At 42.0% G+C, this 25,243-nt stretch carries 23 protein-coding genes, 2 tRNA genes, 3 rRNA genes and 1 pseudogene; 19 read left to right on the top strand and 10 right to left on the bottom strand.

Annotation, left to right across the window (positions count from 1 at the left end):
* Positions 1–2: 2 nt before the first annotated feature.
* The gene (gene alr / locus BUQ89_RS04800) at positions 3–1,112 is read right to left on the bottom strand and encodes an alanine racemase (RefSeq protein ID WP_051537603.1); all 1,110 of its coding nucleotides are present in this window, start codon (positions 1,110–1,112) and stop codon (positions 3–5) included.
* 262 nt (positions 1,113–1,374) lie between these two features.
* Between alr and lplT the strand changes: the two genes are divergently transcribed.
* The 16 genes from lplT to BUQ89_RS04880 all read left to right on the top strand — a co-directional run bounded on the left by lplT (position 1,375) and on the right by BUQ89_RS04880 (position 17,490).
* Positions 1,375–2,649 (top strand): lysophospholipid transporter LplT, encoded by a 1,275-nt coding sequence (lplT, locus tag BUQ89_RS04805; protein WP_028461673.1) that lies wholly within the window; start codon positions 1,375–1,377, stop codon positions 2,647–2,649.
* A gap of 569 nt (positions 2,650–3,218) precedes the next feature.
* Positions 3,219–3,821 (top strand): peroxiredoxin, encoded by a 603-nt coding sequence (locus tag BUQ89_RS04810; protein ID WP_028461672.1) that lies wholly within the window; start codon positions 3,219–3,221, stop codon positions 3,819–3,821.
* A gap of 55 nt (positions 3,822–3,876) precedes the next feature.
* Positions 3,877–4,341 (top strand): ferritin-like domain-containing protein, encoded by a 465-nt coding sequence (locus BUQ89_RS04815; RefSeq protein ID WP_028461671.1) that lies wholly within the window; start codon positions 3,877–3,879, stop codon positions 4,339–4,341.
* A gap of 178 nt (positions 4,342–4,519) precedes the next feature.
* The gene (gene ispD, locus BUQ89_RS04820) at positions 4,520–5,224 is read left to right on the top strand and encodes a 2-C-methyl-D-erythritol 4-phosphate cytidylyltransferase (protein WP_028461670.1); all 705 of its coding nucleotides are present in this window, start codon (positions 4,520–4,522) and stop codon (positions 5,222–5,224) included.
* Complete coding sequence (ispF, locus tag BUQ89_RS04825) at positions 5,221–5,718, top strand: 2-C-methyl-D-erythritol 2,4-cyclodiphosphate synthase (protein ID WP_028461669.1); 498 nt, start codon at positions 5,221–5,223, stop codon at positions 5,716–5,718. Before ispD ends, ispF begins: the two co-directional genes overlap by 4 nt.
* On the top strand, positions 5,715–6,260 hold the full coding sequence (gene thpR / locus BUQ89_RS14550; protein ID WP_051537602.1) for an RNA 2',3'-cyclic phosphodiesterase: 546 nt from the start codon (positions 5,715–5,717) through the stop codon (positions 6,258–6,260). Before ispF ends, thpR begins: the two co-directional genes overlap by 4 nt.
* Positions 6,261–6,308: 48 nt before the next feature.
* Positions 6,309–7,055, top strand: a complete 747-nt coding sequence (gene tsaB, locus BUQ89_RS04835) for a tRNA (adenosine(37)-N6)-threonylcarbamoyltransferase complex dimerization subunit type 1 TsaB (protein WP_342742965.1) — start codon at positions 6,309–6,311, stop codon at positions 7,053–7,055.
* Positions 7,052–7,516 (top strand): ribosomal protein S18-alanine N-acetyltransferase, encoded by a 465-nt coding sequence (rimI, locus tag BUQ89_RS04840; protein ID WP_028461666.1) that lies wholly within the window; start codon positions 7,052–7,054, stop codon positions 7,514–7,516. Before tsaB ends, rimI begins: the two co-directional genes overlap by 4 nt.
* On the top strand, positions 7,513–8,247 hold the full coding sequence (locus BUQ89_RS04845) for a uracil-DNA glycosylase (protein WP_028461665.1): 735 nt from the start codon (positions 7,513–7,515) through the stop codon (positions 8,245–8,247). The genes rimI and BUQ89_RS04845 overlap by 4 nt, the downstream gene beginning before the upstream one ends.
* Positions 8,248–9,038: 791 nt before the next feature.
* A protein-coding gene (gene prfB / locus BUQ89_RS04850) for a peptide chain release factor 2 (RefSeq protein ID WP_143071245.1) occupies positions 9,039–10,146 on the top strand; the annotation gives its coding sequence in 2 pieces (ribosomal slippage) (positions 9,039–9,119 and positions 9,121–10,146; 1,107 coding nt in all).
* Between the two features lie 402 nt (positions 10,147–10,548).
* Positions 10,549–12,086, top strand: a 16S ribosomal RNA gene (locus tag BUQ89_RS04855).
* Between the two features lie 134 nt (positions 12,087–12,220).
* Positions 12,221–12,297, top strand: a tRNA-Ile gene (locus BUQ89_RS04860).
* A gap of 9 nt (positions 12,298–12,306) precedes the next feature.
* Positions 12,307–12,382, top strand: a tRNA-Ala gene (locus tag BUQ89_RS04865).
* A gap of 319 nt (positions 12,383–12,701) precedes the next feature.
* A 23S ribosomal RNA gene (locus BUQ89_RS04870) occupies positions 12,702–15,643 on the top strand.
* A gap of 105 nt (positions 15,644–15,748) precedes the next feature.
* Positions 15,749–15,861 (top strand): 5S ribosomal RNA (gene rrf / locus BUQ89_RS04875).
* Together the 16S, 23S and 5S rRNA genes with 2 tRNA genes alongside form the textbook arrangement of a ribosomal RNA operon.
* A gap of 684 nt (positions 15,862–16,545) precedes the next feature.
* Positions 16,546–17,490 carry a S49 family peptidase gene (locus BUQ89_RS04880; protein ID WP_028461663.1) on the top strand — a complete coding sequence of 315 codons (945 nt, stop codon included), beginning with the start codon at positions 16,546–16,548 and terminating at the stop codon, positions 17,488–17,490.
* 353 nt (positions 17,491–17,843) lie between these two features.
* On the opposite strand, the gene BUQ89_RS04885 is transcribed toward BUQ89_RS04880, so the two are convergent.
* Genes BUQ89_RS04885 through BUQ89_RS14340 form a run of 3 tightly spaced genes read right to left on the bottom strand, consistent with a single transcriptional unit; the run spans position 17,844 to position 18,402 of the window.
* Positions 17,844–18,077 carry a hypothetical protein gene (locus BUQ89_RS04885; RefSeq protein ID WP_143071246.1) on the bottom strand — a complete coding sequence of 78 codons (234 nt, stop codon included), beginning with the start codon at positions 18,075–18,077 and terminating at the stop codon, positions 17,844–17,846.
* Positions 18,074–18,289 carry a transposase gene (locus BUQ89_RS04890; RefSeq protein ID WP_074202512.1) on the bottom strand — a complete coding sequence of 72 codons (216 nt, stop codon included), beginning with the start codon at positions 18,287–18,289 and terminating at the stop codon, positions 18,074–18,076. Before BUQ89_RS04890 ends, BUQ89_RS04885 begins: the two co-directional genes overlap by 4 nt.
* Complete coding sequence (locus BUQ89_RS14340; RefSeq protein ID WP_256205442.1) at positions 18,274–18,402, bottom strand: hypothetical protein; 129 nt, start codon at positions 18,400–18,402, stop codon at positions 18,274–18,276. The genes BUQ89_RS04890 and BUQ89_RS14340 overlap by 16 nt, the downstream gene beginning before the upstream one ends.
* 685 nt (positions 18,403–19,087) lie before the next feature.
* Between BUQ89_RS14340 and BUQ89_RS04895 the strand changes: the two genes are divergently transcribed.
* Together BUQ89_RS04895 and BUQ89_RS04900 are read left to right on the top strand one after the other, a co-directional pair.
* Entirely contained in the window at positions 19,088–20,452 is a 1,365-nt protein-coding gene (locus tag BUQ89_RS04895; protein ID WP_245812898.1) for an OprO/OprP family phosphate-selective porin, read from the top strand.
* Positions 20,453–20,649: 197 nt separating this feature from the next.
* Complete coding sequence (locus tag BUQ89_RS04900; RefSeq protein WP_028461660.1) at positions 20,650–20,883, top strand: hypothetical protein; 234 nt, start codon at positions 20,650–20,652, stop codon at positions 20,881–20,883.
* Between the two features lie 6 nt (positions 20,884–20,889).
* On the opposite strand, the gene BUQ89_RS14555 is transcribed toward BUQ89_RS04900, so the two are convergent.
* From BUQ89_RS14555 to BUQ89_RS04920, 6 genes and pseudogenes are all read right to left on the bottom strand, one after another.
* Positions 20,890–21,135, bottom strand: coding sequence for an integrase core domain-containing protein (locus BUQ89_RS14555; protein ID WP_083399528.1), 246 nt, complete (start codon positions 21,133–21,135; stop codon positions 20,890–20,892).
* Positions 21,077–21,454, bottom strand: a pseudogene (locus BUQ89_RS13205) (transposase); the annotation flags it as partial. The gene BUQ89_RS14555 and the pseudogene BUQ89_RS13205, both read right to left, overlap by 59 nt.
* 379 nt (positions 21,455–21,833) lie before the next feature.
* Entirely contained in the window at positions 21,834–21,974 is a 141-nt protein-coding gene (locus BUQ89_RS13700; protein WP_177183589.1) for a hypothetical protein, read from the bottom strand.
* A complete protein-coding gene (locus BUQ89_RS13705; protein ID WP_177183590.1) occupies positions 21,971–22,114 on the bottom strand; it encodes a hypothetical protein in 144 nt (47 codons plus the stop codon). Before BUQ89_RS13705 ends, BUQ89_RS13700 begins: the two co-directional genes overlap by 4 nt.
* A gap of 119 nt (positions 22,115–22,233) precedes the next feature.
* Entirely contained in the window at positions 22,234–23,589 is a 1,356-nt protein-coding gene (gene tilS / locus BUQ89_RS04915; protein WP_028461658.1) for a tRNA lysidine(34) synthetase TilS, read from the bottom strand.
* The gene (locus BUQ89_RS04920; protein WP_028461657.1) at positions 23,558–24,526 is read right to left on the bottom strand and encodes an acetyl-CoA carboxylase carboxyltransferase subunit alpha; all 969 of its coding nucleotides are present in this window, start codon (positions 24,524–24,526) and stop codon (positions 23,558–23,560) included. The genes tilS and BUQ89_RS04920 overlap by 32 nt, the downstream gene beginning before the upstream one ends.
* A gap of 190 nt (positions 24,527–24,716) precedes the next feature.
* Between BUQ89_RS04920 and msrB the strand changes: the two genes are divergently transcribed.
* Positions 24,717–25,241, top strand: a complete 525-nt coding sequence (msrB, locus tag BUQ89_RS04925; protein WP_028461656.1) for a peptide-methionine (R)-S-oxide reductase MsrB — start codon at positions 24,717–24,719, stop codon at positions 25,239–25,241.
* The last annotated feature ends 2 nt before the right edge of the window (positions 25,242–25,243 follow it).

Genomic DNA, 25,243 nt, shown 5'->3' on the forward strand with positions numbered 1-25,243 from the left:
TTTTAGAGACCTCCGCGAGCACAGTGAGTTAATGTATGATCTTGTGCTGTCTTTGTGACTCGTGGAGTCAGCGCACATAGTAGTTCATAGCTAATCGTATTTGCTGCATTTGCCACTTCATCTATTGGCATTCCTTTTCCCCATAAGATCACCGGACTATTTAATTCAGCATCTTTAATCCCACTTAAATCAACGGTGAGCATATCCATGGATACCCGTCCAAGAATGCGGGTACGCTGATTATTCACTAATACCGGTGTGCCAGTGGGTGCATGTCGTGGATAACCATCGGCGTAACCTCCCGCAACTATGCCGATAAGCATTGGCCTATCAGCTTGGAAACAACCGCTATACCCAACCTTGTTTCCGCTTTGTAGATACTGTAGCGCGATAATTTTGCTCGTCACAGTCATAGCTGGGTGAAGATTTAATTCAGCAGCAGTTTTGTTGGTTAGAGGCGAAGCGCCATAGAGCATGATACCAGGGCGCACCCAGTCAGCATGGGTTTCAGGATAACGTATAACTGCAGCAGAATTGGCAAGAGAGCGTGGATAGCTATGACTCGTAGTCATGCTGTTGAAGCATTGTAGTTGCTTGATAACTTCTTGATCTCCATCGGTGTCACTCGCACTAGAAAAATGGGTCATTAGCGTAATGTGGCCAATGGCAGGGTTTGCTTTTAAAGCGCCTAATACCGATAAAAATTGCTCTGGTGCAAACCCCAGACGATTCATGCCGGTATTTATTTTTAAGAAGACATCAAGTCGGCCATGTTTGGATGCTGATAGCATGGCCAGTTGTTCATGATTATGAATGACAGCACTTAAACGGTATTTTTTGCACTGTGCTAATTCTGATACAGAAAAAAAACCTTCAAGCAACAGAATGGATTGCTGGTACCCTGCGTCGCGCAGACGTATGGCGGCATCAAGTTCTAGCATTGCAAAGCCGTCAGCTTTTCTCAACGCTTTGGCAGTATGTAATAATCCATGGCCATAAGCATCGGCTTTGATCACCGCCATGATACGTGTATGAGCAGCATAACGACGAACAACGGTTAAATTATGCTCCAGTGCAGCAAGGTCAATGAATGCACGAATAGAGCGGGACATCGATTTTATTTCCAGGAGGAGCGTTATTTATTTGCATTATATTTTTATAATAGCAATCGATATTTAGTCTTAGCGACGATTGATCCAAGTGTCATTCAATCATAACTCCGACCGTGAAGATAGTATCGAGACCGCAAATAGTAGATGGATAGAATGGTTCAGAGCTATTACGATTAGTTGCCAAAGTGGTTTCATGGTATAAAGCCACTGCTCTGTATTTGAGTACTTAATAAAAAATGCTAAAACTTTTAGAGGGAATAGTTTGAAACGCGGTTTCTATACTATCATGGCTGCGCAGTTTTTTTCTTCACTGGCGGATAACGCGCTATTAGTTGTGGCGATTGCATTATTGATAGAGCTGCATGCCCCAGCTTATTTGACGCCCATGTTGAAGTTTGTTTTTGTATTATTTTACGTGGTTCTCGCTCCTTTTGTCGGCGCATTTGCTGACTCTATGCCTAAGGGGAGAGTAATGCTTATTAGTAATACTATCAAAATTATTGGATGTGGACTATTATTCTTCTCTGTACATCAATATGTTGCACTCGCTGCATATGCCATTGTAGGATTAGGGGCTGCTGCTTATTCTCCTGCTAAATACGGCATTCTTACTGAGCTGTTGCCACCGGAAAAACTGATCATTGCTAATGGTTGGATTGAAGGGCTCACGGTGGCTTCCATTGTACTTGGTACCGTGATGGGAGGAATATTGATTACACCTGCCGTTTCCGATGTGCTGCTTGCATTTGGTTCTCCTTTGACTGCTGTCGGTATTGATTCTATATTGAAAGTCAGTATTTTCTTGGTGGCCATCATCTATATCGTCGCTGCTATACTTAATTTCAATATTCCTAACACGGGTGTCGATCACCGTATTCTTAAAAAAAGCCCGCTGTTTCTAATATATGATTTTGGGCATTGTGTGAAGCTATTGTGGACGGATAAGCTTGGGCAAATTTCACTGGCTGTGACGACCTTATTTTGGGGGGCGGGAGCAACGCTACAGTTTATTGTACTGAAATGGGCTGAGGTTGCACTTGGTTATCCTCTTAGTAAGGCTGCACAGTTACAAGGAATTGTTGCTATCGGTATTGCAATTGGTGCCATAATGGCAGCACGGCTGATCATGTTAAAGCAATCGCTAAAAGTAATTCCGCTTGGTATAGTGATGGGTATCGTAGTGATGACCATGATTGCAGCGCATGATTTATGGATTGTAATTATTTTACTGATACTAATAGGTGGACTTGCGGGATTCTTTGTCGTGCCGATGAATGCCTTACTGCAGCACCGTGGGTATATTTTGATGGGTGCAGGGCACTCGATTGCCGTACAGAATTTTAATGAAAATCTGAGTATTCTTGTGATGTTGTTATTCTATGCAATATTAGTATCATTTGAGGTGCATATTTATATTGTTATTGTTCTGTTTGGATTATTTGTGTCCATAACTATGACATTAATTCGGAAATGGCATTTGCTTAATCAGCGAAAAGAGGACTCGCTACATTTAATAGGTACACATAAAACACATTAACAGCTGCATCTATATTAGATTAGCTTTGATATGATTTTTTCAACAGCGCTGGTGTTTAATAATTCTATAATATTTATGAATATTCATAAATATTATAACTCTTTATTAGATTGGCAAAACTCTGCGTTATTCATTCCTGTCAGTTTTCTAGATTGCATTAAAAGACCGCTGCATAACTGTGTTTTTAAGCTGTTCTGATTACTTGCAGCATTGATAAATCAAACACTTAAAACCTTGCCCAGCCCGAGATAACCAGTTATGCAGCGGTCTTTTAAATAACATCTTCCTGGTGCAATAAAAAACTAACGCGAGCTCATTGAATACCTGGTTTAGTGGCACCTGTAAGCTTCTGGTTGCTAATGGTAAAGTGGTTGAATTGTATGGTATATGCCTACATTATATTTTGTGTCATGATTATTTGAGAGTCGAAGGAGTTGCAAAGAAGGGATATACTAAAATTAATGTTGGCTGTTATATTGTATCCTGTTGATGAAAAGGACTTAACATAGCACATGGTTTTTTAGAACCAAATCTGAATCTGATTTACTCACTTAAATAGGAGAATATTAATGTCCGTACTTGTCACTCATCCTGCCCCTGATTTCACTAAGCCCGCAGTTTTGCCCGATGGTAGTTTTAATGAAATTTTTAACTTTCATAAACATATTCAAGGCAAGTACGCGGTACTGTTTTTCTATCCATTAGATTTTACTTTTGTCTGCCCTTCCGAGATTATTGCTCATTCTCATCGAATGGAAGAATTCCATAAGCGCAATGTGGAGGTAGTGGGTGTATCGGTAGATTCCCAGTTTACTCATTATGCCTGGCGTAATACTCCAGTAAATAAGGGTGGCGTTGGTCCAGTGGGCCTTACCCTGGTAGCCGATGTAGGTGGCAAAATCATGCATGCTTATGGTGTCAGCCATCCAGATCAAGTCGCTTTGCGAGCTTCATTTCTGATTGACAAGCAAGGTATTGTGCGTCACCAAGTGGTTAATGATTTGCCGTTGGGGCGCGATGTAGACGAAATGCTGCGCATGGTGGATGCACTACAATTTCATGAGTCTCACGGCGAGGTATGTCCGGCCGGCTGGAAAGCTGGAGAGCCTGGTATGAAGGCTAGTCCCGAAGGTGTTGCTGAATATCTAGATACACACGCAGCAAAGTTATAACATCGGTTGAATGTCTCACCCTGGTACTTTTTTCACAATTAAAGAGGAGAAAAGCATGGATTTTGATAAAGATAAAGCAGTGATACTTTTGAACAAGATCATGGAGCTTGAGCTTGCTGGGGTGGTACGTTATACGCACTATTCATTAATGGTTTATGGTTATAGTCGTATCCCTGTCGTAGATTGGCTCAAGAAACAGGCTGAAGAGGGATTGTTACATGCTCACAAGGCGGGTGAGCTGGTTACTTTGCTTGGCGGCTATCCTTCATTGTCCATTGGGCCATTACTAGAAACGCATCAACATGATATCAATGATATTCTTAAGGAATCTTTAGCACATGAAAATGAGGCTCTCACAGTTTATTACCAATTGTTAGCGCTAATTCAGGGTAAATCAGTATTACTGGAAGAGTATGCTCGTGACCTGATTGTGGAGGAGGAGATGCATGTTGATTCAGTTAATAAGATGTTGCGCCGTACTGGCCAAACGGGCGTATTTGTAACGAAGCAGAAAAAATAACTGTTATAGATTTTACAGTGAAGAGATATTTGGAAGTGAGCATAAAATTATTTTATGCTTAAAACAGGGAGAGCCTGTCCTCATCTGGCTGATACCGCAGTACAGGATAAAACTGTCGTAAAACGCGTTATCAAATTAACCATTCATGATATTTCTTTATGTTTTTGTACGCTAGATAATGACTAAATATTTTGCATTAATTCCAGCGGCCGGTACCGGCTCGCGCATGGGTAACGAATTACCGAAACAATATCTATCGTTGGCTCACAAGCCAATGATATATCATGCGATACACACATTGTGCCAATCCCAATGGATTTCCCGTGTGTTCATCGTGCTTGCACCGGGTGATACTGAGTGGGCGCAATATGACTGGTCTGAATTTTCAGATAAGTTGATGGTATTGTACTGCGGTGGTGTAACACGCGCTGAAAGTGTACGAAATGGGCTTGCGGTAGGACAGGAAAAGGCTGTTATCAATGAAAATGACTGGGTACTGATTCATGATGCCGCACGACCTTGCTTAACCACAGTACAGCTTGAGAAGTTAATGAATGAATTAATGAATGACAAGGTTGGTGGATTATTAGCTATTCCAGTAGCAGATACACTGAAACGCGGTGACATTCATAATCGTATTGGTAGTACGGAATCCCGGGAAAATTTATGGCAAGCACAGACGCCACAAATGTTTCGTTATCATTTGTTGATAGATGCATTGAATAATGCAACAACTGTAAATATAACGGATGATGCAAGTGCAGTTGAGAGGCTGGGATTTCATCCAAAATTAATACTGAGCGATGTGTGCAATTTGAAGGTTACCTATCCTCAGGATTTTGCGTTAGCCGAATTAATCCTGCAGGAAAGGAAGATTCAATGAGCACAATGAGAGTCGGGCAAGGTTTTGATGTACATCAATTGGTTGAGGACCGTGAGCTGATTATTGGTGGCGTCGCAATTCCTTATGAGAAAGGCTTATTTGGCCACTCTGATGCGGATGTGTTATTGCACGCCATATGTGATGCATTACTTGGCGCCGCGGCACTGGGTGATATTGGCAGACATTTTTCGGATACAGACTCCCGCTATAAGGACATTGATAGCCGTGTACTGCTACGTAATGTTTCTGATTTACTAGAAAAAAGCGGCTATAAGGTAATCAATATCGATGCAACGATTATCGCTCAGGCACCAAGAATGTCGCCCTATATTTCAGCTATGATTATAAATATTGCACAAGATCTGGGAATCCGAAAGGAAGATGTTAATATTAAAGCGAAAACTGCTGAAAAATTGGGTTTTGTCGGGCGAGGAGAAGGCATTATGGCGGAGGCAATATGCTTCATTAATAAGACAAATGGCGAGAGTGGTTGAAGCGAATATCCATAAAGGAAAACAGAACGGTCCGAATATTCTTTGCAATTTGGCCAGATGAGGCTGTACGAAAACAACTGGCACATTTAGCAAAGCGGTCTGTATTAATTTCCGGAGGACGTGGAGTCAAAATAGAAGCAATACATCTTACACTGGTATTTCTAGGAGAGGTGAATGTTAACCGCGTGGATGACCTTTGTTCGATCGCTAAAGGAGTGATAGCTAAATCCTTCGATTTTTCCATCGATGAGATTTATTACTGGAAGCAGAATCGTATTATTTGTGCGGGAATGAAGCAGTATTCTCCGGAGTTATTGATCTTAGTGGATTCCCTGAGAAACGTGCTTTCTGATGCTGGATTCTTATTTGATAGGCGAGATTATAGGCCGCATATAACGCTCGTAAGAAGAGCGGTATATCCCGTCGAGTATAACCTGACTAGGCCGATAAGTTGGCGAATACACGAGTGGACTCTGATGCAATCAAAACAAACTGACAGTGGGGTTTATTATATTCCTCTGGATCGTTGGTCACTGAGATAAGTCCTGGTTTTTTAGAAAAAGGAAGGTCGCAGTATATATAAGTTCAGAATGCCTCTCACTATAAAGAGATGGCTGAATGAATGTTTGGTTAGAATCTCCGGATATTTTATCTATTTAGACACTTTGAAAATCCTCGCTTTTGATACATCCACAGAATATTGTTCCGCTGCACTCTGGCTGGATGGCAAGATATGTAACAAGGAAATACTTGCTGGCCGCCGACACTCCGAATTACTGTTATCAATGCTACAGGAATTATTAGCAGAGTCTGAATTATCGTTAACAAGATTAGATGGTATTGCCTATGGCGCGGGGCCAGGTTCTTTCACTGGTTTGCGTATTGCCTGTGGCGTGGCTCAGGGGCTGGCATTTGCTAGTAATCTTGCGGTTGTTGGTGTTAGTACATTGGAAGCGGTGGCACAAGGAGCGGGTCATCATCAGGTTGTTGTGGCGCTCGATGCTCGCATGGGCGAAATCTACCATGCTGCTTATATGAAACTCGCTGAAAGCTGGAAGGCAGTAACGGCACCCACGCTTTGTCAGCCAGAACAGGCACCGTCATTGTCGGATGGTCACTGGATTGGTTGTGGTAGTGGCTTTGATGTTTATAGCAAAGAATTATCTGCTCTGTATGGTGAGCATCTTCTCCATATTAAACGAGGTATGCATCCCCATGCACAAGAGATCGCTCAATTGGCTGTTCCAAAATTTGTAAGTAAGTCAGCCATTGATCCGATGGATGCAACACCGATATACATACGTAACAAAATAGCCTTGAAGGAAAATGAGCGATGAATGATGCTCTTTTACAGGAAAAAGTATGGATAAGAGAGATGCTTTCATGTGATCTGGATCGAGTAATCATGATTGAGCGAGAGATTTTTCTTTTTCCATGGTCTGTGGGAAACTTTGCTGATTCAATCAGTGCGGGATATTTTTGTCGGGTATTAGAACAGACGGATACATTTTTTGGCTATGGCGTTATGATGATGGGCCCAGACGAAGCACATATACTTACGATTGGTATAGCCGCTGAATGGCAAAACAAGGGATGGGGTAGTAAATTACTGCAGCATTTTATTCAATTCGCCAGACAACAGCGCGTGAAATCCATACTGCTTGATGTTCGCGAATCGAATCAGGGTGCTGCTCATTTATATAAACAGATCGGTTTCCGGCAGATCGCAATACGTAAAGGATATTATCCTGCAATGTGTGGGCGTGAAGACGCTATTGTTATGAAGTTTATATTATGAATAATAGACGGAAAGAAATACTTAAAGAATTAGGCTTAACACCGATATGGCGTATTAAACCGAATGATCAACAATATCATGCGCCATCTCAGATGCATTCGGTTAAAAAGAAACGGAATAAGAGTCAGAAGCTTGCGATTTCGATTAATCAAGAGCGTTGTTCAGAAATTCGGCAGATGAATTGGAGTCAGCTTAAAACTTCGGTGATGCATTGTACTGCTTGTCCATTAAGTCATACGCGTGCGCATACGGTATTTGGCATTGGTGATGAGAATGCGGATTGGCTTTATGTCGGTGAAGGACCAGGAGAAAAAGAAGATGCGACCGGAGAACCTTTTGTTGGTCAAGCTGGAGAGTTGCTTGATAATATGCTGGCAGCAATTGGATTGAAGCGTGGATACCGAGTTTACATCACTAATATTGTAAAATGCCGCCCGCCCAATAACAAAAATCCTGATTTGAATGAGATTAGTCAATGTGAGCCTTATCTTGAAAAACAGATAGCATTAATCAAACCCAAACTGATTGTTGCGTTGGGAAAGACTGCAGCGCAGAGCCTTCTTAAATGTAATGAGAATGTTTCTAATTTGCGTGGCAAGTTATATGAATATTCTGGTATTCCATTAATTGTTACCTATCATCCAGCCTACTTATTACGTGTGCTGTCTGAAAAAGAAAAAGCCTGGGAAGACTTGTGTTTTGCCAAGGCTACTATGCAATCTTTGTTATAGCCGGTTTTCTGAAGACTTTTGTTGTTGATGTGCCGAGTAATCGATGTGCTTGTTGATTGGATTATTGCTTTCAATCAGTTGGGATTGCTGGGTAATGAAGCAGTTGTCATGCGATGAAAGTGCAATCTTGTTATCAGATTAATGCTGTTGTTCGTGAGAAAAATATTGGATATTCAATGAGCAGCGCTACTATGAATGTTATACCCTGATTGAACCAGGTTGCCAGAGTCTTTAGGTTCTGACAATAGCGGCACACTGATGTTGAGGAAGTAGCATATTTTTATTTAAGCGATTGATATTCAAATCATGAGCATGAATCAATTCGAAGTCGATAGAATTATTCTACACAAAAGACGAATGTCGTTTTAGTGATATCGAGCGTCTATTAACTATCCCCAATAATTTTCCTGTATTACGATTAAATTTAGATTCAATAGCTAATTATTCCTCTTTGCATGGTTATGATCTAAGTATTGGGAATAGTAGAAAAACCATGCTTGAGCTCGTGAAATCTTGTTCAATAAGCCGTTTCAAGCTACGTACACTAAAAATTAATTTTTAGTGAGCATGATATGGAGGTATTTACGCGATATTAAGATTAAGATTTAATGTAATTGTATGCATGATTATTTATCAACGAATATTGGAGTGATTTAATGATTGAAAAGTTAAAGCCTGGTTTTGTCTTATATGCTTATTTGAATTTATGATTGTAAAAACAGATTTTGTGTGTGATTAGCATATTCGGTTCGATTATTTTTTATATATAATATTGATTTTAGGTGGATTTTATGGAAACGGAACAAATAAATATATTTTTAAACCAGCTCGTCGATCTTGATAATCGAGCAAAAGAATTGCGGAGGTTTCTTTGACTTTGATGCTAAGCAGACACGGCTGATTGAAATCACACGATTAGCTGAAGACCCTGTTGTTTGGAATGATAATCAGCGCGCTCAGGAGTTGGGGCGTGAAAAAAAAATGTTGGAAGGGATAGTCGTCACGCTGACTTCGGTTGAGCAAGAGTTGTATGATGCCCGCGAGCTATTTGTAATGGCGAGAGAAGAAAATGATATAGCGACATTAGAGAGTATCGGTAATGATATTGATCGGTTAGAAAAAACAATAGCCACTTTAGAATTTCGTCGTATGTTTTCTGATCGAATGGATTCAAATAACTGCTTTGTCGACATTCAATCTGGTTCGGGTGGTACCGAGGCTCAGGATTGGGCAGCTATGCTGGAACGTATGTATTTACGCTATTGTGAACGGCGTGGGTTTAAAGTGGAAATTTTGGAAGAATCATTTGGTGAGACAGCAGGTATTAAAAGTGCAAGCTTTAAAATTATAGGAGAATATGCTTATGGATACTTGAGGACTGAAACAGGGATACATCGATTAGTTAGGAAATCTCCGTTTGATTCTGGCAACCGCCGTCACACTTCGTTTGCAAGTGTATTTGTCTATCCTGAGATAGATGAAACAATTGAAATAGATGTCAACCCAGCTGATTTGCGTATAGATACTTTTCGAGCATCAGGTGCTGGTGGTCAGCATATTAATAAAACGGATTCCGCTATACGTATTACGCATAATCCAACAGGAATCGTCGTGCAGTGTCAGAACGGTCGATCTCAGCACCGTAATCGAGCAGATGCGATGGCAATGTTAAAGTCACGCCTATACGAAGCTGAATTGCGAAAGCGTAATGTGGAAAAACAAGCAATGGAAGAGTCAAAGTCTGATATTGGTTGGGGGCATCAGATTCGTTCTTATGTATTAGATCAATCACGCATCAAGGATTTACGTACAAACATGGAAACTGGGAATACTCAGGGAGTGCTAGATGGTGATCTGGATGATTTTATAGAAGCAAGTTTGAAGCATGGCGTAAATTAATATAAGGGTTCTATGAAGGAAAGAATCGCGCTAATAAATACGCTAATCAAAATGAAAATGATGATAATTAGATAAGCAACTGTATTTATTACATATTAATAATTATTAAAGCAACTGACAGTCTCAATAAGAGAAAAAATCATTATTAAAATAGAAAATAGCTTGACCACTGGATTATAGTCTGTATAATTCGATTCTTCTCTGCATGACGTAGCAAACAAAGCAGAGACGCTCTTTAAAAATATAACAATCGATAGGTGTGGGTACTTAGCAAGGAAAGCTAAGCCTGCTGCGGAATGTAGCGGCTTGGTAATAAATTGAAGTACTCGCAAAACAAAATGAAATCATGATAATTCACTAATCATGAAGTCAAAAAACGTCAAGCGAGAGTATAACAGAATTAAACTGAAGAGTTTGATCCTGGCTCAGATTGAACGCTGGCGGCATGCTTTACACATGCAAGTCGAACGGCAGCACGGGAGCTTGCTCCTGGTGGCGAGTGGCGGACGGGTGAGTAATACATCGGAACGTGTCCTTAAGTGGGGGATAACGCATCGAAAGATGTGCTAATACCGCATAATCTCTGAGGAGAAAAGCAGGGGATCGTAAGACCTTGTGCTTTTGGAGCGGCCGATGTCTGATTAGCTAGTTGGTGAGGTAATGGCTCACCAAGGCGACGATCAGTAGTTGGTCTGAGAGGACGACCAGCCACACTGGGACTGAGACACGGCCCAGACTCCTACGGGAGGCAGCAGTGGGGAATTTTGGACAATGGGCGAAAGCCTGATCCAGCCATGCCGCGTGAGTGAAGAAGGCCTTCGGGTTGTAAAGCTCTTTCAGTCGAGAAGAAAAGGTTGCGACTAATAATCGTAACTAATGACGGTATCGACAGAAGAAGCACCGGCTAACTACGTGCCAGCAGCCGCGGTAATACGTAGGGTGCGAGCGTTAATCGGAATTACTGGGCGTAAAGGGTGCGCAGGCGGTTTTGTAAGTCAGATGTGAAATCCCCGGGCTTAACCTGGGAACTGCGTTTGAAACTACAAAGCTAGAGTGTAGCAGAGGGGGGTGGAATTCCATGTGTAGCAGTGAAATGCGTAGAGATATGGAGGAACACCGATGGCGAAGGCAGCCCCCTGGGTTAACACTGACGCTCAGGCACGAAAGCGTGGGGAGCAAACAGGATTAGATACCCTGGTAGTCCACGCCCTAAACTATGTCAACTAGTTGTCGGATCTTAATAGGTTTGGTAACGTAGCTAACGCGTGAAGTTGACCGCCTGGGGAGTACGGTCGCAAGATTAAAACTCAAAGGAATTGACGGGGACCCGCACAAGCGGTGGATTATGTGGATTAATTCGATGCAACGCGAAAAACCTTACCTACCCTTGACATGTATCTAAGCTCGCTGAGAGGTGAGTGTGCCCGAAAGGGAAAGATAACACAGGTGCTGCATGGCTGTCGTCAGCTCGTGTCGTGAGATGTTGGGTTAAGTCCCGCAACGAGCGCAACCCTTGTCATTAATTGCCATCATTTAGTTGGGCACTTTAATGAGACTGCCGGTGACAAACCGGAGGAAGGTGGGGATGACGTCAAGTCCTCATGGCCCTTATGGGTAGGGCTTCACACGTAATACAATGGCGCGTACAGAGGGTTGCCAACCCGCGAGGGGGAGCTAATCTCAGAAAGCGCGTCGTAGTCCGGATCGGAGTCTGCAACTCGACTCCGTGAAGTCGGAATCGCTAGTAATCGCGGATCAGCATGTCGCGGTGAATACGTTCCCGGGTCTTGTACACACCGCCCGTCACACCATGGGAGTGGGTTTCACCAGAAGCAGGTAGTCTAACCGCAAGGAGGGCGCTTGCCACGGTGAGATTCATGACTGGGGTGAAGTCGTAACAAGGTAGCCGTAGGGGAACCTGCGGCTGGATCACCTCCTTTCTAGAGAAATTCCTTGTTTGAGTATCCACAACCTATCGATTGTATTAGATTATATAAAAGTAGAGCTAAGAATCAACAAACAGCATCTAAATATGTTTATTAAATAGAATGCATGTTGCTTGGGCTCATAATTAGGGTCTGTAGCTCAGTTGGTTAGAGCACACGCTTGATAAGCGTGGGGTCGGTGGTTCGAGTCCACCCAGACCCACCAACTTAAATAGGGGGTGTAGCTCAGCTGGGAGAGCACCTGCTTTGCAAGCAGGGGGTCATCGGTTCGATCCCGTTCACCTCCACCAGTATTATACTTTTATATAATACATCTATAAAATTAAAGTTTTGAAGATGAGCTTTATACATCTTTGAAATATAATTAATATATGAAATTTAGTTTTGTATATTAGGTTTATTTTTATTGTTCTTTAAAAATTTGGAAGAAGTAGAATGTCTTGTATTTATACTAGAGTAAATTTATTCAATTAAATTTATGAAATATAAGTGCAAGGTAATGGGTTAGATTGTATCAAAGCATCATATCTTTCAATGTGATGCTTGCAAATACCTGTAACTGATAGTTTAATATGAATTTATTTTTGTAAAGAGCTCTTAAGGTTATAGGATCAAGCGAATAAGTGCATGTGGTGGATGCCTTGGCGATTACAGGCGATGAAGGACGTGGAAGCCTGCGAAAAGCTTCGGGGAGCTGGCAAACAAGCTTTGATCCGGAGATGTCCGAATGGGGAAACCCGACCCTTGCTTAATCGGTTTTTAATGTTTTTTTACTAAAAGAATCGATTAAGCAAGGGTCAACCTTAACTGAATATATAGGTTAAGTGTAGCTAACCTGGAGAACTGAAACATCTAAGTAACCAGAGGAAAAGAAATCAACCGAGATTCCCAGAGTAGTGGCGAGCGAAATGGGATCAGCCTCCAATTTTTAGCATATGAATTAATCAAACTTTCTGGAAAGTTAGGCCATAGTAGGTGATAGCCCTGTAGATGAAAATTCAAATGTGGAACTAGGATTGGGAAAAGTAGGGCGGGACACGAGAAATCCTGTCTGAATATGGGGGGACCATCCTCCAAGGCTAAATACTCGTAATCGACCGATAGTGAACCAGTACCGTGAGGGAAAGGCGAAAAGAACCCCGGAAGGGGAGTGAAATAGATCCTGAAACCGCATGCATACAAACAGTAGGAGCCTGATATTTCGATATCGGGTGACTGCGTACCTTTTGTATAATGGGTCAGCGACTTACATTCAGTAGCAAGCTTAACCGTATAGGGGAAGCGCAGCGAAAGCGAGTCTTAATAGGGCGTTTAGTTGCTGGGTGTAGACCCGAAACCAGATGATCTACTCATGGCCAGGATGAAGCGAGGGTAACACCTCGTGGAGGTCCGAACCCACTAATGTTGAAAAATTAGGGGATGAGCTGTGGGTAGGGGTGAAAGGCTAAACAAATCTGGAAATAGCTGGTTCTCTCCGAAAACTATTTAGGTAGTGCCTCACGTATCACCTTTGGGGGTAGAGCACTGTTATGGCTAGGGGGTCATTGAGACTTACCAAACCATTGCAAACTCCGAATACCAAAGAGTGTAAGCGTGGGAGACAGACATCGGGTGCTAACGTCCGGTGTCGAAAGGGAAACAACCCAGACCCTCAGCTAAGGTCCCCAAGACACAGTTAAGTGGGAAACGAAGTGGGAAGGCAAAAACAGTCAGGAGGTTGGCTTAGAAGCAGCCATCCTTTAAAGAAAGCGTAATAGCTCACTGATCGAGTCGTCCTGCGCGGAAGATGTAACGGGGCTCAAACTGTGCACCGAAGCTAGGGATTTACATTATATGTAAATGGTAGGAGAGCGTTCCGTAAGCCTGTGAAGGTGGTTTGAGAAGACCGCTGGAGGTATCGGAAGTGCGAATGCTGACATGAGTAGCGATAAAGGGAGTGAAAGACTCCCTCGCCGTAAACCCAAGGTTTCCTGTGCAACGTTAATCGGCGCAGGGTGAGTCGGCCCCTAAGGTGAGGCAGAGATGCGTAACTGATGGGAAACTGGTTAATATTCCAGTACCTTTGTTCAATGCGATGTGGGGACGGAGAAGGTTAATTCAGCCGGGTGTTGGATGTCCCGGTTCAAGCGTGTAGACGTGCTGCTTAGGCAAATCCGGGCGGCTTAGTTGAGACGTGATAACGAAACACTCTTCGGAGTGCCAAGTGAGTGATACCATGCTTCCAGGAAAAGCCACTAAGCTCCAGTTGAATGAGGACCGTACCGTAAACCAACACAGGTGGGTGGGATGAGAATTCCAAGGCGCTTGAGAGAACTCGGGAGAAGGAACTCGGCAAAATTGCACCGTAACTTCGGGAAAAGGTGTGCCCTTTGTACGTGTAGCGCCTCGCGCGTGAAGCGGAAAAGGGTTGCAATGAAATGGTGGCTGCGACTGTTTAATAAAAACATAGCACTCTGCAAACACGAAAGTGGACGTATAGAGTGTGACGCCTGCCCGGTGCCGGAAGGTTAAATGATGGGGTGCAAGCTCTTGATTGAAGCCCCGGTAAACGGCGGCCGTAACTATAACGGTCCTAAGGTAGCGAAATTCCTTGTCGGGTAAGTTCCGACCTGCACGAATGGCGTAACGATGGCCACACTGTCTCCTCCCGGGACTCAGCGAAGTTGAAATGTTTGTGAAGATGCAATCTCCCCGCGGCTAGACGGAAAGACCCCGTGCACCTTTACTGTAGCTTTACATTGGATTTTGATAACATTTGTGTAGGATAGGTGGGAGGCTATGAAGTGGGCTCGCTAGAGTTCATGGAGCCGACGTTGAAATACCACCCTGATGTTGTCGGGATTCTAACCTAGGTCCATTATCTGGATCGGGGACCGTGTATGGTAGGCAGTTTGACTGGGGCGGTCTCCTCCCAAATTGTAACGGAGGAGTACGAAGGTACGCTAGGTACGGTCGGAAATCGTGCTGATAGTGCAATGGCAAAAGCGTGCTTGACTGCGAGACTGACAAGTCGAGCAGATGCGAAAGCAGGTCATAGTGATCCGGTGGTTCTGTATGGAAGGGCCATCGCTCAACGGATAAAAGGTACGCCGGGGATAACAGGCTGATTCCTCCCAAGAGTTCATATCGACGGGGGAGTTTGGCACCTCGATGTCGGCTCATCACATCCTGGGGCTGTAGCCGGTCCCAAGGGTATGGCTGTTCGCCATTTAAAGTGGTACGTGAGCTGGGTTTAAAACGTCGTGAGACAGTTTGGTCCCTATCTGCCGTGGGCGTTGGAAGTTTGAGTGGACCTGCTCCTAGTACGAGAGGACCGGAGTGGACGCACCTCTGGTGTACCGGTTATGACGCCAGTCGTATTGCCGGGTAGCTAAGTGCGGAAGAGATAACCGCTGAAAGCATCTAAGCGGGAAACTCGCCTCAAGATAAGACTTCCCGAGAGTTTAACTCTCCTAAAGGTTCGTCGAAGACTACGACGTTGATAGGTCGGGTGTGGAAGCATAGTAATATGTTAAGCTAACCGATACTAATTGACCGTGCGGCTTGATCCTATAACCTTAAGAAATTATTTGTTATATAGGGTATATGTATACATATCTAATTATTTTCTACTTCTTCCAAATACAGGATTATTTTTAATCCTGTATATAGTTACGCTTGGCGGCCATAGCACTTTGGACCCACATCTTCCCATCCCGAACAGAATCGTGAAACGAAGTAGCGCCGATGATAGTGTGCATTCGCATGTTAAAGTAGGTTACCGCCAGGCAAATTTTTATAAAACCCTCATCCTAAAAAATGAGGGTTTTTTTTATTTATAATATGAGATTGGTGCAAATTATAAGACTCATGAAGGCACCTTGATAACGGGATAACAACAGGTATATTATTATTTATTTTCATGTTTTAATAGCATGAGCTTCATCTAAAATTTTCTAAATTTGCGATAATTTGAATCATTATAGAATTAATCTGAATGCGTCGATTCGTGAAACCGTCAGGGAGAAGCGGCTGATTGAGAAACCCGCCCTCGGTTGCTCATTTACACTATTTTTCCATTGCTTGGAGGAAAGGGGGAATTAATTCCAAGAGTGGATCGAGATTGTGGCAAGCGTATTTCTTTTTGATACGGAATTTTGGTTCTACAGGCATCTAATAGGTTGTTCTATAAGTTGTGTAAGCTTGATATTCGTGATCGTCTAGTTTGGGCTCAATTTTTCGACCTAGATTTATAGGCCTATCAATCAATTATCTTAATTTTTATATTCTTTTAGATAGAGTAATACGATATAAACATGAGATTATTTTTTTAAGATATCACGAATTATGGCTATCGTTTCTGCAAGACAAGCTTTTTATTCCAATTTGGTGTGTGTATTAATTTATATAGTATAGCGTTGAACTCAGAGTTGGGCATGATTCTGATATATGCTACTAATGGACGGTAATAATCATGAATAATCTTGAAAGTAAAAATGAGAATTGGGAAAGAAAACTTTTAGAAAAACTAGTTTTTTCTTCTATAAATGAGCAGAAGCGTACTCGTCGTTGGGGAATATTTTTTAAGTCATTGTTTTTTATATATTTATTTATTCTCCTTTCTCTAGGGCTGGGATGGATTGGTAATAGCGGGGTACGTATAGCAGATAAACATACGGCACTTGTTAATTTGCATGGTGAAATTTCGGCTGACAGCATTAGTAGCGCAAACAATGTTAATTCAAGTTTGAGAGAAGCCTTTAAGGATAAGAATACGCAAGGCGTAGTTTTACGAATTAACAGTCCTGGCGGAAGCCCCGTACAAGCTGGTTATATTAATGATGAAATTCGTCGTTTACGTACAGAGTATCCAAAGATACCATTATATGCGGTAATTACTGATATATGCGCTTCGGGTGGCTATTATGTGGCAGTGGCGGCGGATAAGATTTTTGTTGATAAGGCTAGCTTAGTTGGTTCTATTGGCGTCTTAATGGATGGTTTCGGTTTTACTGGGACATTAGAAAAATTAGGTATTGAACGTCGTTTGCTCACTGCTGGAGAAAACAAGGGCTTTCTTGATCCGTTTTCCCCTGCTGATCCTAAGCAGAAAGATCATGCTAGAGAAATGTTGAAAGAAATCCATGATCAGTTTATCGGAATAGTGCAACAAGGTAGAGGTGATCGTTTAAAGGATACTCCAGAGATTTTTAGTGGAGCCATTTGGACAGGTGAAAAGAGTATAGAGTTAGGGCTTGCTGATGCACTGGGAAGCACCGAATATGTTGCACGTGAGGTAATTAAATCTGAATATATTGTTGATTATACTGCCAAAGAAGGTATCGCTGAACGTTTTGCTAAGCGTTTCAGTGAAGTGAGTATGAATATATTATCTAATTCTGCTTGGAAATTCCGATGATATTGATGGGAAGTAATTAGGTTATACAGTGATCGAATCGGCTTGTTGTTCTGAAATGATTTTCATTAGTGCTATTACTAAGGGAAACTGGCGGATTAATTACCGAGGGATTTTGTCGTAACAACCTATCAGTAGTTCACTAGCCTGGCAACGAATCAATCATCGCTAGCTTTAGCATAGCGATGATTCTTACCTCTGAGCTCTTAGGGCACTGGTCTTCTTTTCAGCCTACGGATCTAATATCTAAGCTCGCTGGACTTAATTCAGTTGAGTGATTTGCTTTGAGCTGAGAGGAAACCTGAGTTGGAAGTGGGGCTGTCACGGCTACCTTGTTGATTAAACCCGATTGCATGTCAACGGGGCGCTATGCTGTTTATAGCCGTACCAATCTTTGCCTGCTTATCACAGGCGAGCTTGGGCAGTACTTCGTTGTTAAGCTTGTCCAGTTTTGCTTTGATTGCCCGATCTCGTTCTTTCCATAAATTCGCTTTGGCAATTAAGTGTGTTGCATCCACAAACGTAAATACCTCACTGATCAAGCCATGACGGGCAAGCTCTTCACGCATCTGAGCAAATAGTTGGCTCAACCGTTCGGTACCTTGCGCTTACGGGTATGATAAAACACATTGTGATCTGGCGTTATCTCACTTAATCCAAATCCACACAACCATTTGCCACTCAGGTTCTCTTTCAAAAATCGTTCACATTCCCGATCACTTAAATCCTCCATAAACTCTAATAACAAACCGTAGAAAAGACGGACTATGCCGTAACCCTCTCGGCCTAAATCAGATGACACGACAGATAAACAACGCGCAATAAATGTTTCTTGAGTGCCTGCTTAAAATAATGATAAGGGTGGTCAGGAGAAACTAACTTCTCCAGTGAAATCATTTCAACTTGACGGGACATGGCTGTTTCTTCCCACAATAGTCGTGCCTCTATTTTAATAAATCAATGCGCCACATACCTTGATTTTTGGATATTTTGGGACAAGCTCAATAAGTTCGGTCGCATCGATTCAATTAGACGGTATCCCATTGCGACTCCTTCGTCGAAATACACCGCACATCTTTTATGAAACCTCGTATCGTTTTGACTTCTGTCAATTCATGTTTGATTCCCGATAGCTCCAATTCGAGTGTTGGTAGCAATTTTTCTGAAACTTTTGCAAAACCCCAATAGTTGAAAAATTAACCCTTTATAATCAATAGCAGAAAACTTCTGACGAGGATTTTTGCAAAGGTTTCTTTTCTATATTTTGTCCTCCATTCCATGGATTAATTTTATGGAATGGAGGATTTCATGAAAATCGGCATGCCTCACTGGCTGTAATACTTAAATTTATAGATAGCATTAAAAAGCAGCTGGCGCCCATCTCAAAACAATACTGGTTATAAGAATCAGAGGTGTGTATTTCCGCAGATAAGAGAGTTTGTTGTATCTATGTCATAAAACTGTAACAAGAATTTAATAAACTCATCGCAGTTTTTTACCAATTATTGGGGCTAAAATGAGTTTCTCCAAGTTGATACTGGCATCTATTATGCTTATATGTGTAAGCCTATCATTTACTGCTTACGCAATAGACCTTTACGTGGATATTGAAACCAAACAAATCTATGTGGAACCTGGGGCTGGTAGAGAGCATTTAGGTTCCTTCCAGAGAATAGAGGATTCTTCCATTAACACTAGCGGAGAAGGTGCGACTTATTCTGAGCAAAAAGCAAAATCAGAAGAAACAAAAATTCCACAGGAAAGGCTCGCTACAATGGATACAACTAAGGTGTCGCTGGGGAAAGATGGTTTGAAATTCGAGACATCAGATGGTGATTTTAAGTTTAAGCTGGGTGGTCGTATTCATGCGGATGCTTCTTTTAGTAGTGGCGATAATTTTCGTGATGCAGATGGTCAGCGCATTGAGGCTAATGACGGAACAGAGCTTCGAAGAGGGCGTATGGAGTTTAGCGGTACTTTTTTTAGGGATTGGAATTTTAAAAGCCAAGTTGATTTTGCTGATAACCAGGTTGGGGTAAAAGATATGTTTATTAACTATACTGGCCTGGATTTTATCGATATTATTGTGGGAGAACAGAAACAAGCTTTTAGTCGTGAATTACAGGAAAGTTCAAATGATATGATATTTATAGAACGTTCAGTGATGAATGTTCTTAATGAATCAACAGTTGATCGCGCGTTGGGCCTTAATGTATCACGTCGCGGGCGAAACTGGACAGGTCAGGTTGGAATTTATGGGGATACCATCGCTGCGAATAAGAGGAAGACCCGCGCTGACGAAGGTTGGGCGGTCAGTTCTCGGGTCACCTTTGCGCCAATAATGGAAGAAAGTCGGGTTATTCATTTAGGTGTGGCCGGTAATTTCCGCGAACCCAATGATGCTGGTGAAATAGCTGACCGGCCTCTTCAGTTAGCAAGTGAGTCAACCCATATGTCTAATTTAAATTTGATTAGTGCTGGCATCACAGATATTAAGAATATCAAAATGCTTGGACTTGAAGCGAGCGGTGTTATGGGTCCTTTTAGTATCGGTGGTGAATACACAAATACCTGGATAGATCGTAAGAATGGGGAATCCAGTTTGAATTTTAATGGCTGGTATGGAGAAGCAGCCTGGACTCTAACAGGTGAGTCACGTAACTATAAGAACGGTAAATTTTATAAAGTGATTCCGGCCAAGAACTTCAGTTTTACGAATGGCGGTATGGGAGCATGGGAGTTAGCTGTACGTTATGCTGAAGTAGATTTAAATGATAATACTTTCAAAGGTGGTAAATTATCTAACCTTACGATTGCTTTAAATTGGTACCTTAATGAAACCGTTCGGTTGATGGCGGGTTACGACAAAGCATTAAAAATTACGGATTCGCCGCTTACTAAAAGTGATGGCAGTAAACTTGATAATTTAGATACTTTCATGATTCGCGCCCAATTAGCTTTCTAATAGACTGATCTTGAATATATAATTAAAGACCTTTGCAAAATCCCAATAGTTGAAAACTTCTGGCGAGGGCTTTTGCAAAAATCTCGATTATTGTATCAAGTAGTTCAGTCAGTATGAGACCTTTGCACGCTAGACGGTATATTTGACTGCTATTTTTGATAAAATACTATTTTTAATCAATGAGATGAGTATGTATTGTGAACTTCTCGGATTTTGATGTCGTGCGCCGTACCCGCAAAGGAAACTTTCTGAATCAAGTTGACCATCTGATTGGCTGGGCATCCATCGAAAAAGCAATTGGTCAGCATTATGCGCCACAATTGATGTTACGGATCGCCCAGCCTATCCAGAATTGCTCTTGTAAAGTGATCCCCATTAAACCTAGACAACCTGAAGATAAATTAAGATTAAGCTTTAACATGGCTGGTTAATCAAGCTCAGGCAGCTTGAGGAATTGCATGCTTCTGATAGTAAACCTCATCTGGTGTTAGATCATCAAGACTTTGATGAAAATATTCCTGATTGTGCCAGTTGAACCAAACATTTAAACTTTTCCTTATCTCCTTTAGATTGTTGAATTCCCGAGCATATAAATGTTCGTATTTGACTGTACGCCATAACCGTTCAACAAAAATAGAGATTTTTGTAAAAGCCCTCGCTAGAGGTTTTTTGGTATTGATTATAAAGGATTAATTTTTCAACTACTGGGTTTTTGCAAAGGTCTCGAATATTGTCATAGTAGCAGCCCTTGTCATCCATGCTGATCTGTATACCATTGGTTTTTAGTATTGATGTAAATGCCTCACTGGTAAACTGCACACCCTGATCACTATTCATGATTTTTGGACAGCCATGATCCTGGATGGCAGCTTCCAAAATCCGGACACAGAAGTCAGCATCCAACGTGTTGGATAAGCGCCAGCTCAGTACTTTACGCGAATGCCGGTCCATAATAGCAACAAGATAGCCAAAACCTTTTTCCATCGGCACGTAAGTGATATCAGTCGCCCAAACTTAGTTGGGACGACTAATGGTCTTACCTTTGAGCAGATAAGGATATTTCCTGTGCTGCTTGGCCGGGATGCTAATTTTGGGCTTTGATGCTGTGCTAATAATGCCCAGCATCTTCATCATTGAGGTTGTTTCCTTGTGCGGCCTATCATCATCCTCTGGCGCCTGAACCAGGTGGCATAACTGCGTGAAGCATGCTATGTGTTTTCAAATACTGTTCATTCATTTTACGCCGCAAAATTAACTCACTCTCACTTGTGGATTGTGACTGATAATAATACGGCGAGTGTGCAACACGAAGTCAAATGGCATTGACGCGATTGACTTAGTTTCTCGTGGTGCTCGCTCATTGTTTTGCGCTCAGCAACACTTAATGATCGCGCTTTCTGGCTAAAAAATCGCGTTCCACCGTCAATTGCCCAATCACGCGATGTAAATCGTCGACACTATGACCATTCTTATTATTGGCGTCACCATTCTTGCCAAACAAATCACTGGCCTTTTCAATCAAATAACGTTTCCAGCTATTAATCTGCGTGGGATGGATAGGATAACGAGGGCTAGTTGTGGTACCGTTTCTTCTCCACGTATTGCTGCCAAGGCTATTTTGGCTTTGAATTCTGTTGAATATTGCATGCGTTTCTTGCTCATGATTGTGTCTCTCTATTTATCTCATATCAGAGCTTAACAATTTGTCCAGTTTTGCGGTACCACTTCAGTCTACCGTGCGAAGGTTTCTAAGAATTATAGAAACCTGACAGCAAGGTTGGTTATAGAGTTGGCTCCCATACCGGAACTAGTCCCGATTCACCCGGTTTTACCTGGAAATTACAATCTATCCCGATTTCAGGGACCCAGACAAGATGCTCTTCACAAAATAATAATGGTAAAGTTTTACGTTTCCATGGTGGCATGCGCGCCTCCTGTAATAAGTTTTTTAGACTTCGGCGAGGTCGTTTGCAGTCAGGATAGAATCGTTCGCCACCTAAGCGTGGACGGATAGTTACGGGTTGACTCATTAGTTTCTGAATATTAATGCCTTGATTCTCCAACTGGATAAAGCAAATCGTGCCATTTAAATCCGCAAGAAACAATTGTTTTTCGCCATGCCAGGAAAGCCGCCATTGTGTTTCAGGCATTGTATTTTTTGGCATAATATACATTATGCCTTTGTAACAACGAATCTCTGTATTTCCGAAAGTGACATGCAATTTATTATCCCTGCGTGAGGATAGCAGTTGATGCAATATATCGGCTAGTTTTGCTGTGCTGGGAAGTATTACCCCCTGTTTTGAGAATACGTAGCGTAACAAATTCCGAGCGCGTGCGAGGCTTAGCTTATGCAAACTTGCCACCTGAATATTTCCAGAAACCGTACAGTTTTTATAATCTATTTCAGCTAATTCATCCAGAAGATTCGAAGCTTCTGCCAAATGACGACTTGTGCGTAGCAGTGTTTTTTGATAGCCCGGATATCGTTTTTTTAACAAAGGAAAAATTTGATGGCGCAAGTAATTACGATTGAAAGCAATGCTGTTATTGCTTTCATCGGTAATCCAGCTTAATTTATTTTGTTTTGCATATTCTTCAATACGTATGCGTGCAATTTCAAGCAATGGCCGGAGTATGTACGGAGCCATGTCTGCCGGCTGTTTTCTGATAATAGGCATTGCTCCCAGCCCCTTTGCTCCGGCTCCACGTAATAATTGTAGCAGCAGTGTTTCAGCCTGATCATCCAAGTGCTGAGCCAATACCACATAGTCAGCTTTTAGCTGATTGAATACTTGATAGCGTTCATTCCGGGCTGCTGCCTCAAGGCTAATTCCAGAGTGTTTGTTGATTTTTAAATGTACAACGGTAATAGGAATATCGGCAGCATGACATAGATCGCAGCAAAATTTGCTCCAGGCTGTCGCGTTGTTGCTAATTCCATGATCAACATGAACAGCCGAAAGTGTAAATTGTATTTTTTTCGATAGAATAACGAGTAAATGTAGTAGTACGACTGAATCCACACCGCCACTTAGTGCGACGACAAGATGACTGTTTTGCTTAATGTAAGCATGCAGAATTTTTTCTGTATAACACGACAGGTTATTCGATTTTAATTTCCTTGAAAGAACCATACCCCATTAATCGTTCAAGACGTTTTTCTAATAATGCTTCGATGGAATAATCCTGCAACTTTCTCAATGATTCCTGCAATACATTTTTGACCGATTGCATTGTACTCGGATAGTCGCGATGAGAACCTCCAATAGGCTCATTGATGGTACTATCAATGAAATTCATGGCTTTAAGCCGATCAGCAGTGATTCCCATAATTTCTGCAGCCTCAGATGCTTTGTCAGCACTTTTCCATAGTATAGACGCACAACCCTCAGGAGAAATAACAGAATAGGTTGCATACTGTAGCATATGTATACTATCACCCACTGCGACAGCCAATGCACCGCCAGATCCTCCTTCACCGATAATGATACAAACGATTGGCACCCGTAATTCGGATAGAACATAAAGGTTTTTACCGATGGCTTCAGATTGCCCCCGTTCTTCTGCATCAATGCCGGGATAAGCTCCGGGGGTATCAATAAAGGTAATGAGTGGTACAGAGAATTTTTCTGCCAGGCGCATTAGACGAAGCGCCTTGCGGTAACCCTCAGGTTTAGGCATGCCAAAATTACGATAAATTTTTTCTCGGGTATCACGTCCTTTTTGATGGCCAATAATCATCACTGTTTGGCCATTAAAACGTGCAAGCCCACCGATGATAGCATGATCATCAGAAAAGTTTCGGTCACCATGGAGTTCTTCAAAATCAGTGAATAGGTGTTGGATATAATCGAGCGTAGAAGGTCGCTGCGGATGTCGAGCGACTTGTGAAATTTGCCAAGGTGTCAATTTGGAATATACACTTTTAGTGAGCGATTGGCTTTTTGCTTGTAAACGTATTATTTCTGCTGAAATATCCAATGCAGAATCATCTTGAGCAAAGCGTAATTCTTCTATTTTTGCTTCAAACTCAGCAATGCTTTGTTCAAAGTCCAAAAAAGTAATTTTCATGTAGGCTAAGATATAATTACTAAAATAGTGATGATACAGGATTTATGTAGATACCTGCATCCATGAATGCGCTTTATAGGAATTGTAGGTGAATAGCCTTTCGAATATGAGATCCGCCCGGAAAATTTATTTGCGGGATACTGACCGTATGATTGTATTCATAATTTAGATATTTTATGAGGAGATCTTTATGAAACGACGTATATTTCTACAAGGCTTTGGCATAATTATGAGTTTGCCATTAGTTTCTTTCTATGTACATCGGCAGGCCATTGCAGATTCTGAAAATACGATTACCGTTATTCCTTTAGACAAGCCGCATGCAGCATGGCGTGATTTAGTTTCGCCAGAGGCATACAAAGTATTATTTGAGGAAGATACTGAACCACCAGGTAGTAGTGCACTTAATCAAGAATACCGTGATGGGACTTTTATTTGTGCGGCATGTTATCTGCCACTATTTGAAAGTATACATAAATATGAAAGTGGAACAGGTTGGCCCAGCTTTACTCAACCTATTCCAGGGCATCTTGGAACTCGTCGTGATTTTATGTTGATATTTCCACGAACTGAATATCATTGTGCAAGATGTGGTGGTCATCAGGGTCACGTATTTAATGACGGTCCGCCGCCACGTGGCGAACGTTGGTGTAACAACGGGATTGCCTTGAAATTTGTCTTGGATGCGGATTCGCTACCTGCGCTGAGGAGTTGATT

This window comes from Nitrosomonas cryotolerans ATCC 49181, from assembly GCF_900143275.1.
GTDB classification, from domain to species: domain Bacteria; phylum Pseudomonadota; class Gammaproteobacteria; order Burkholderiales; family Nitrosomonadaceae; genus Nitrosomonas; species Nitrosomonas cryotolerans.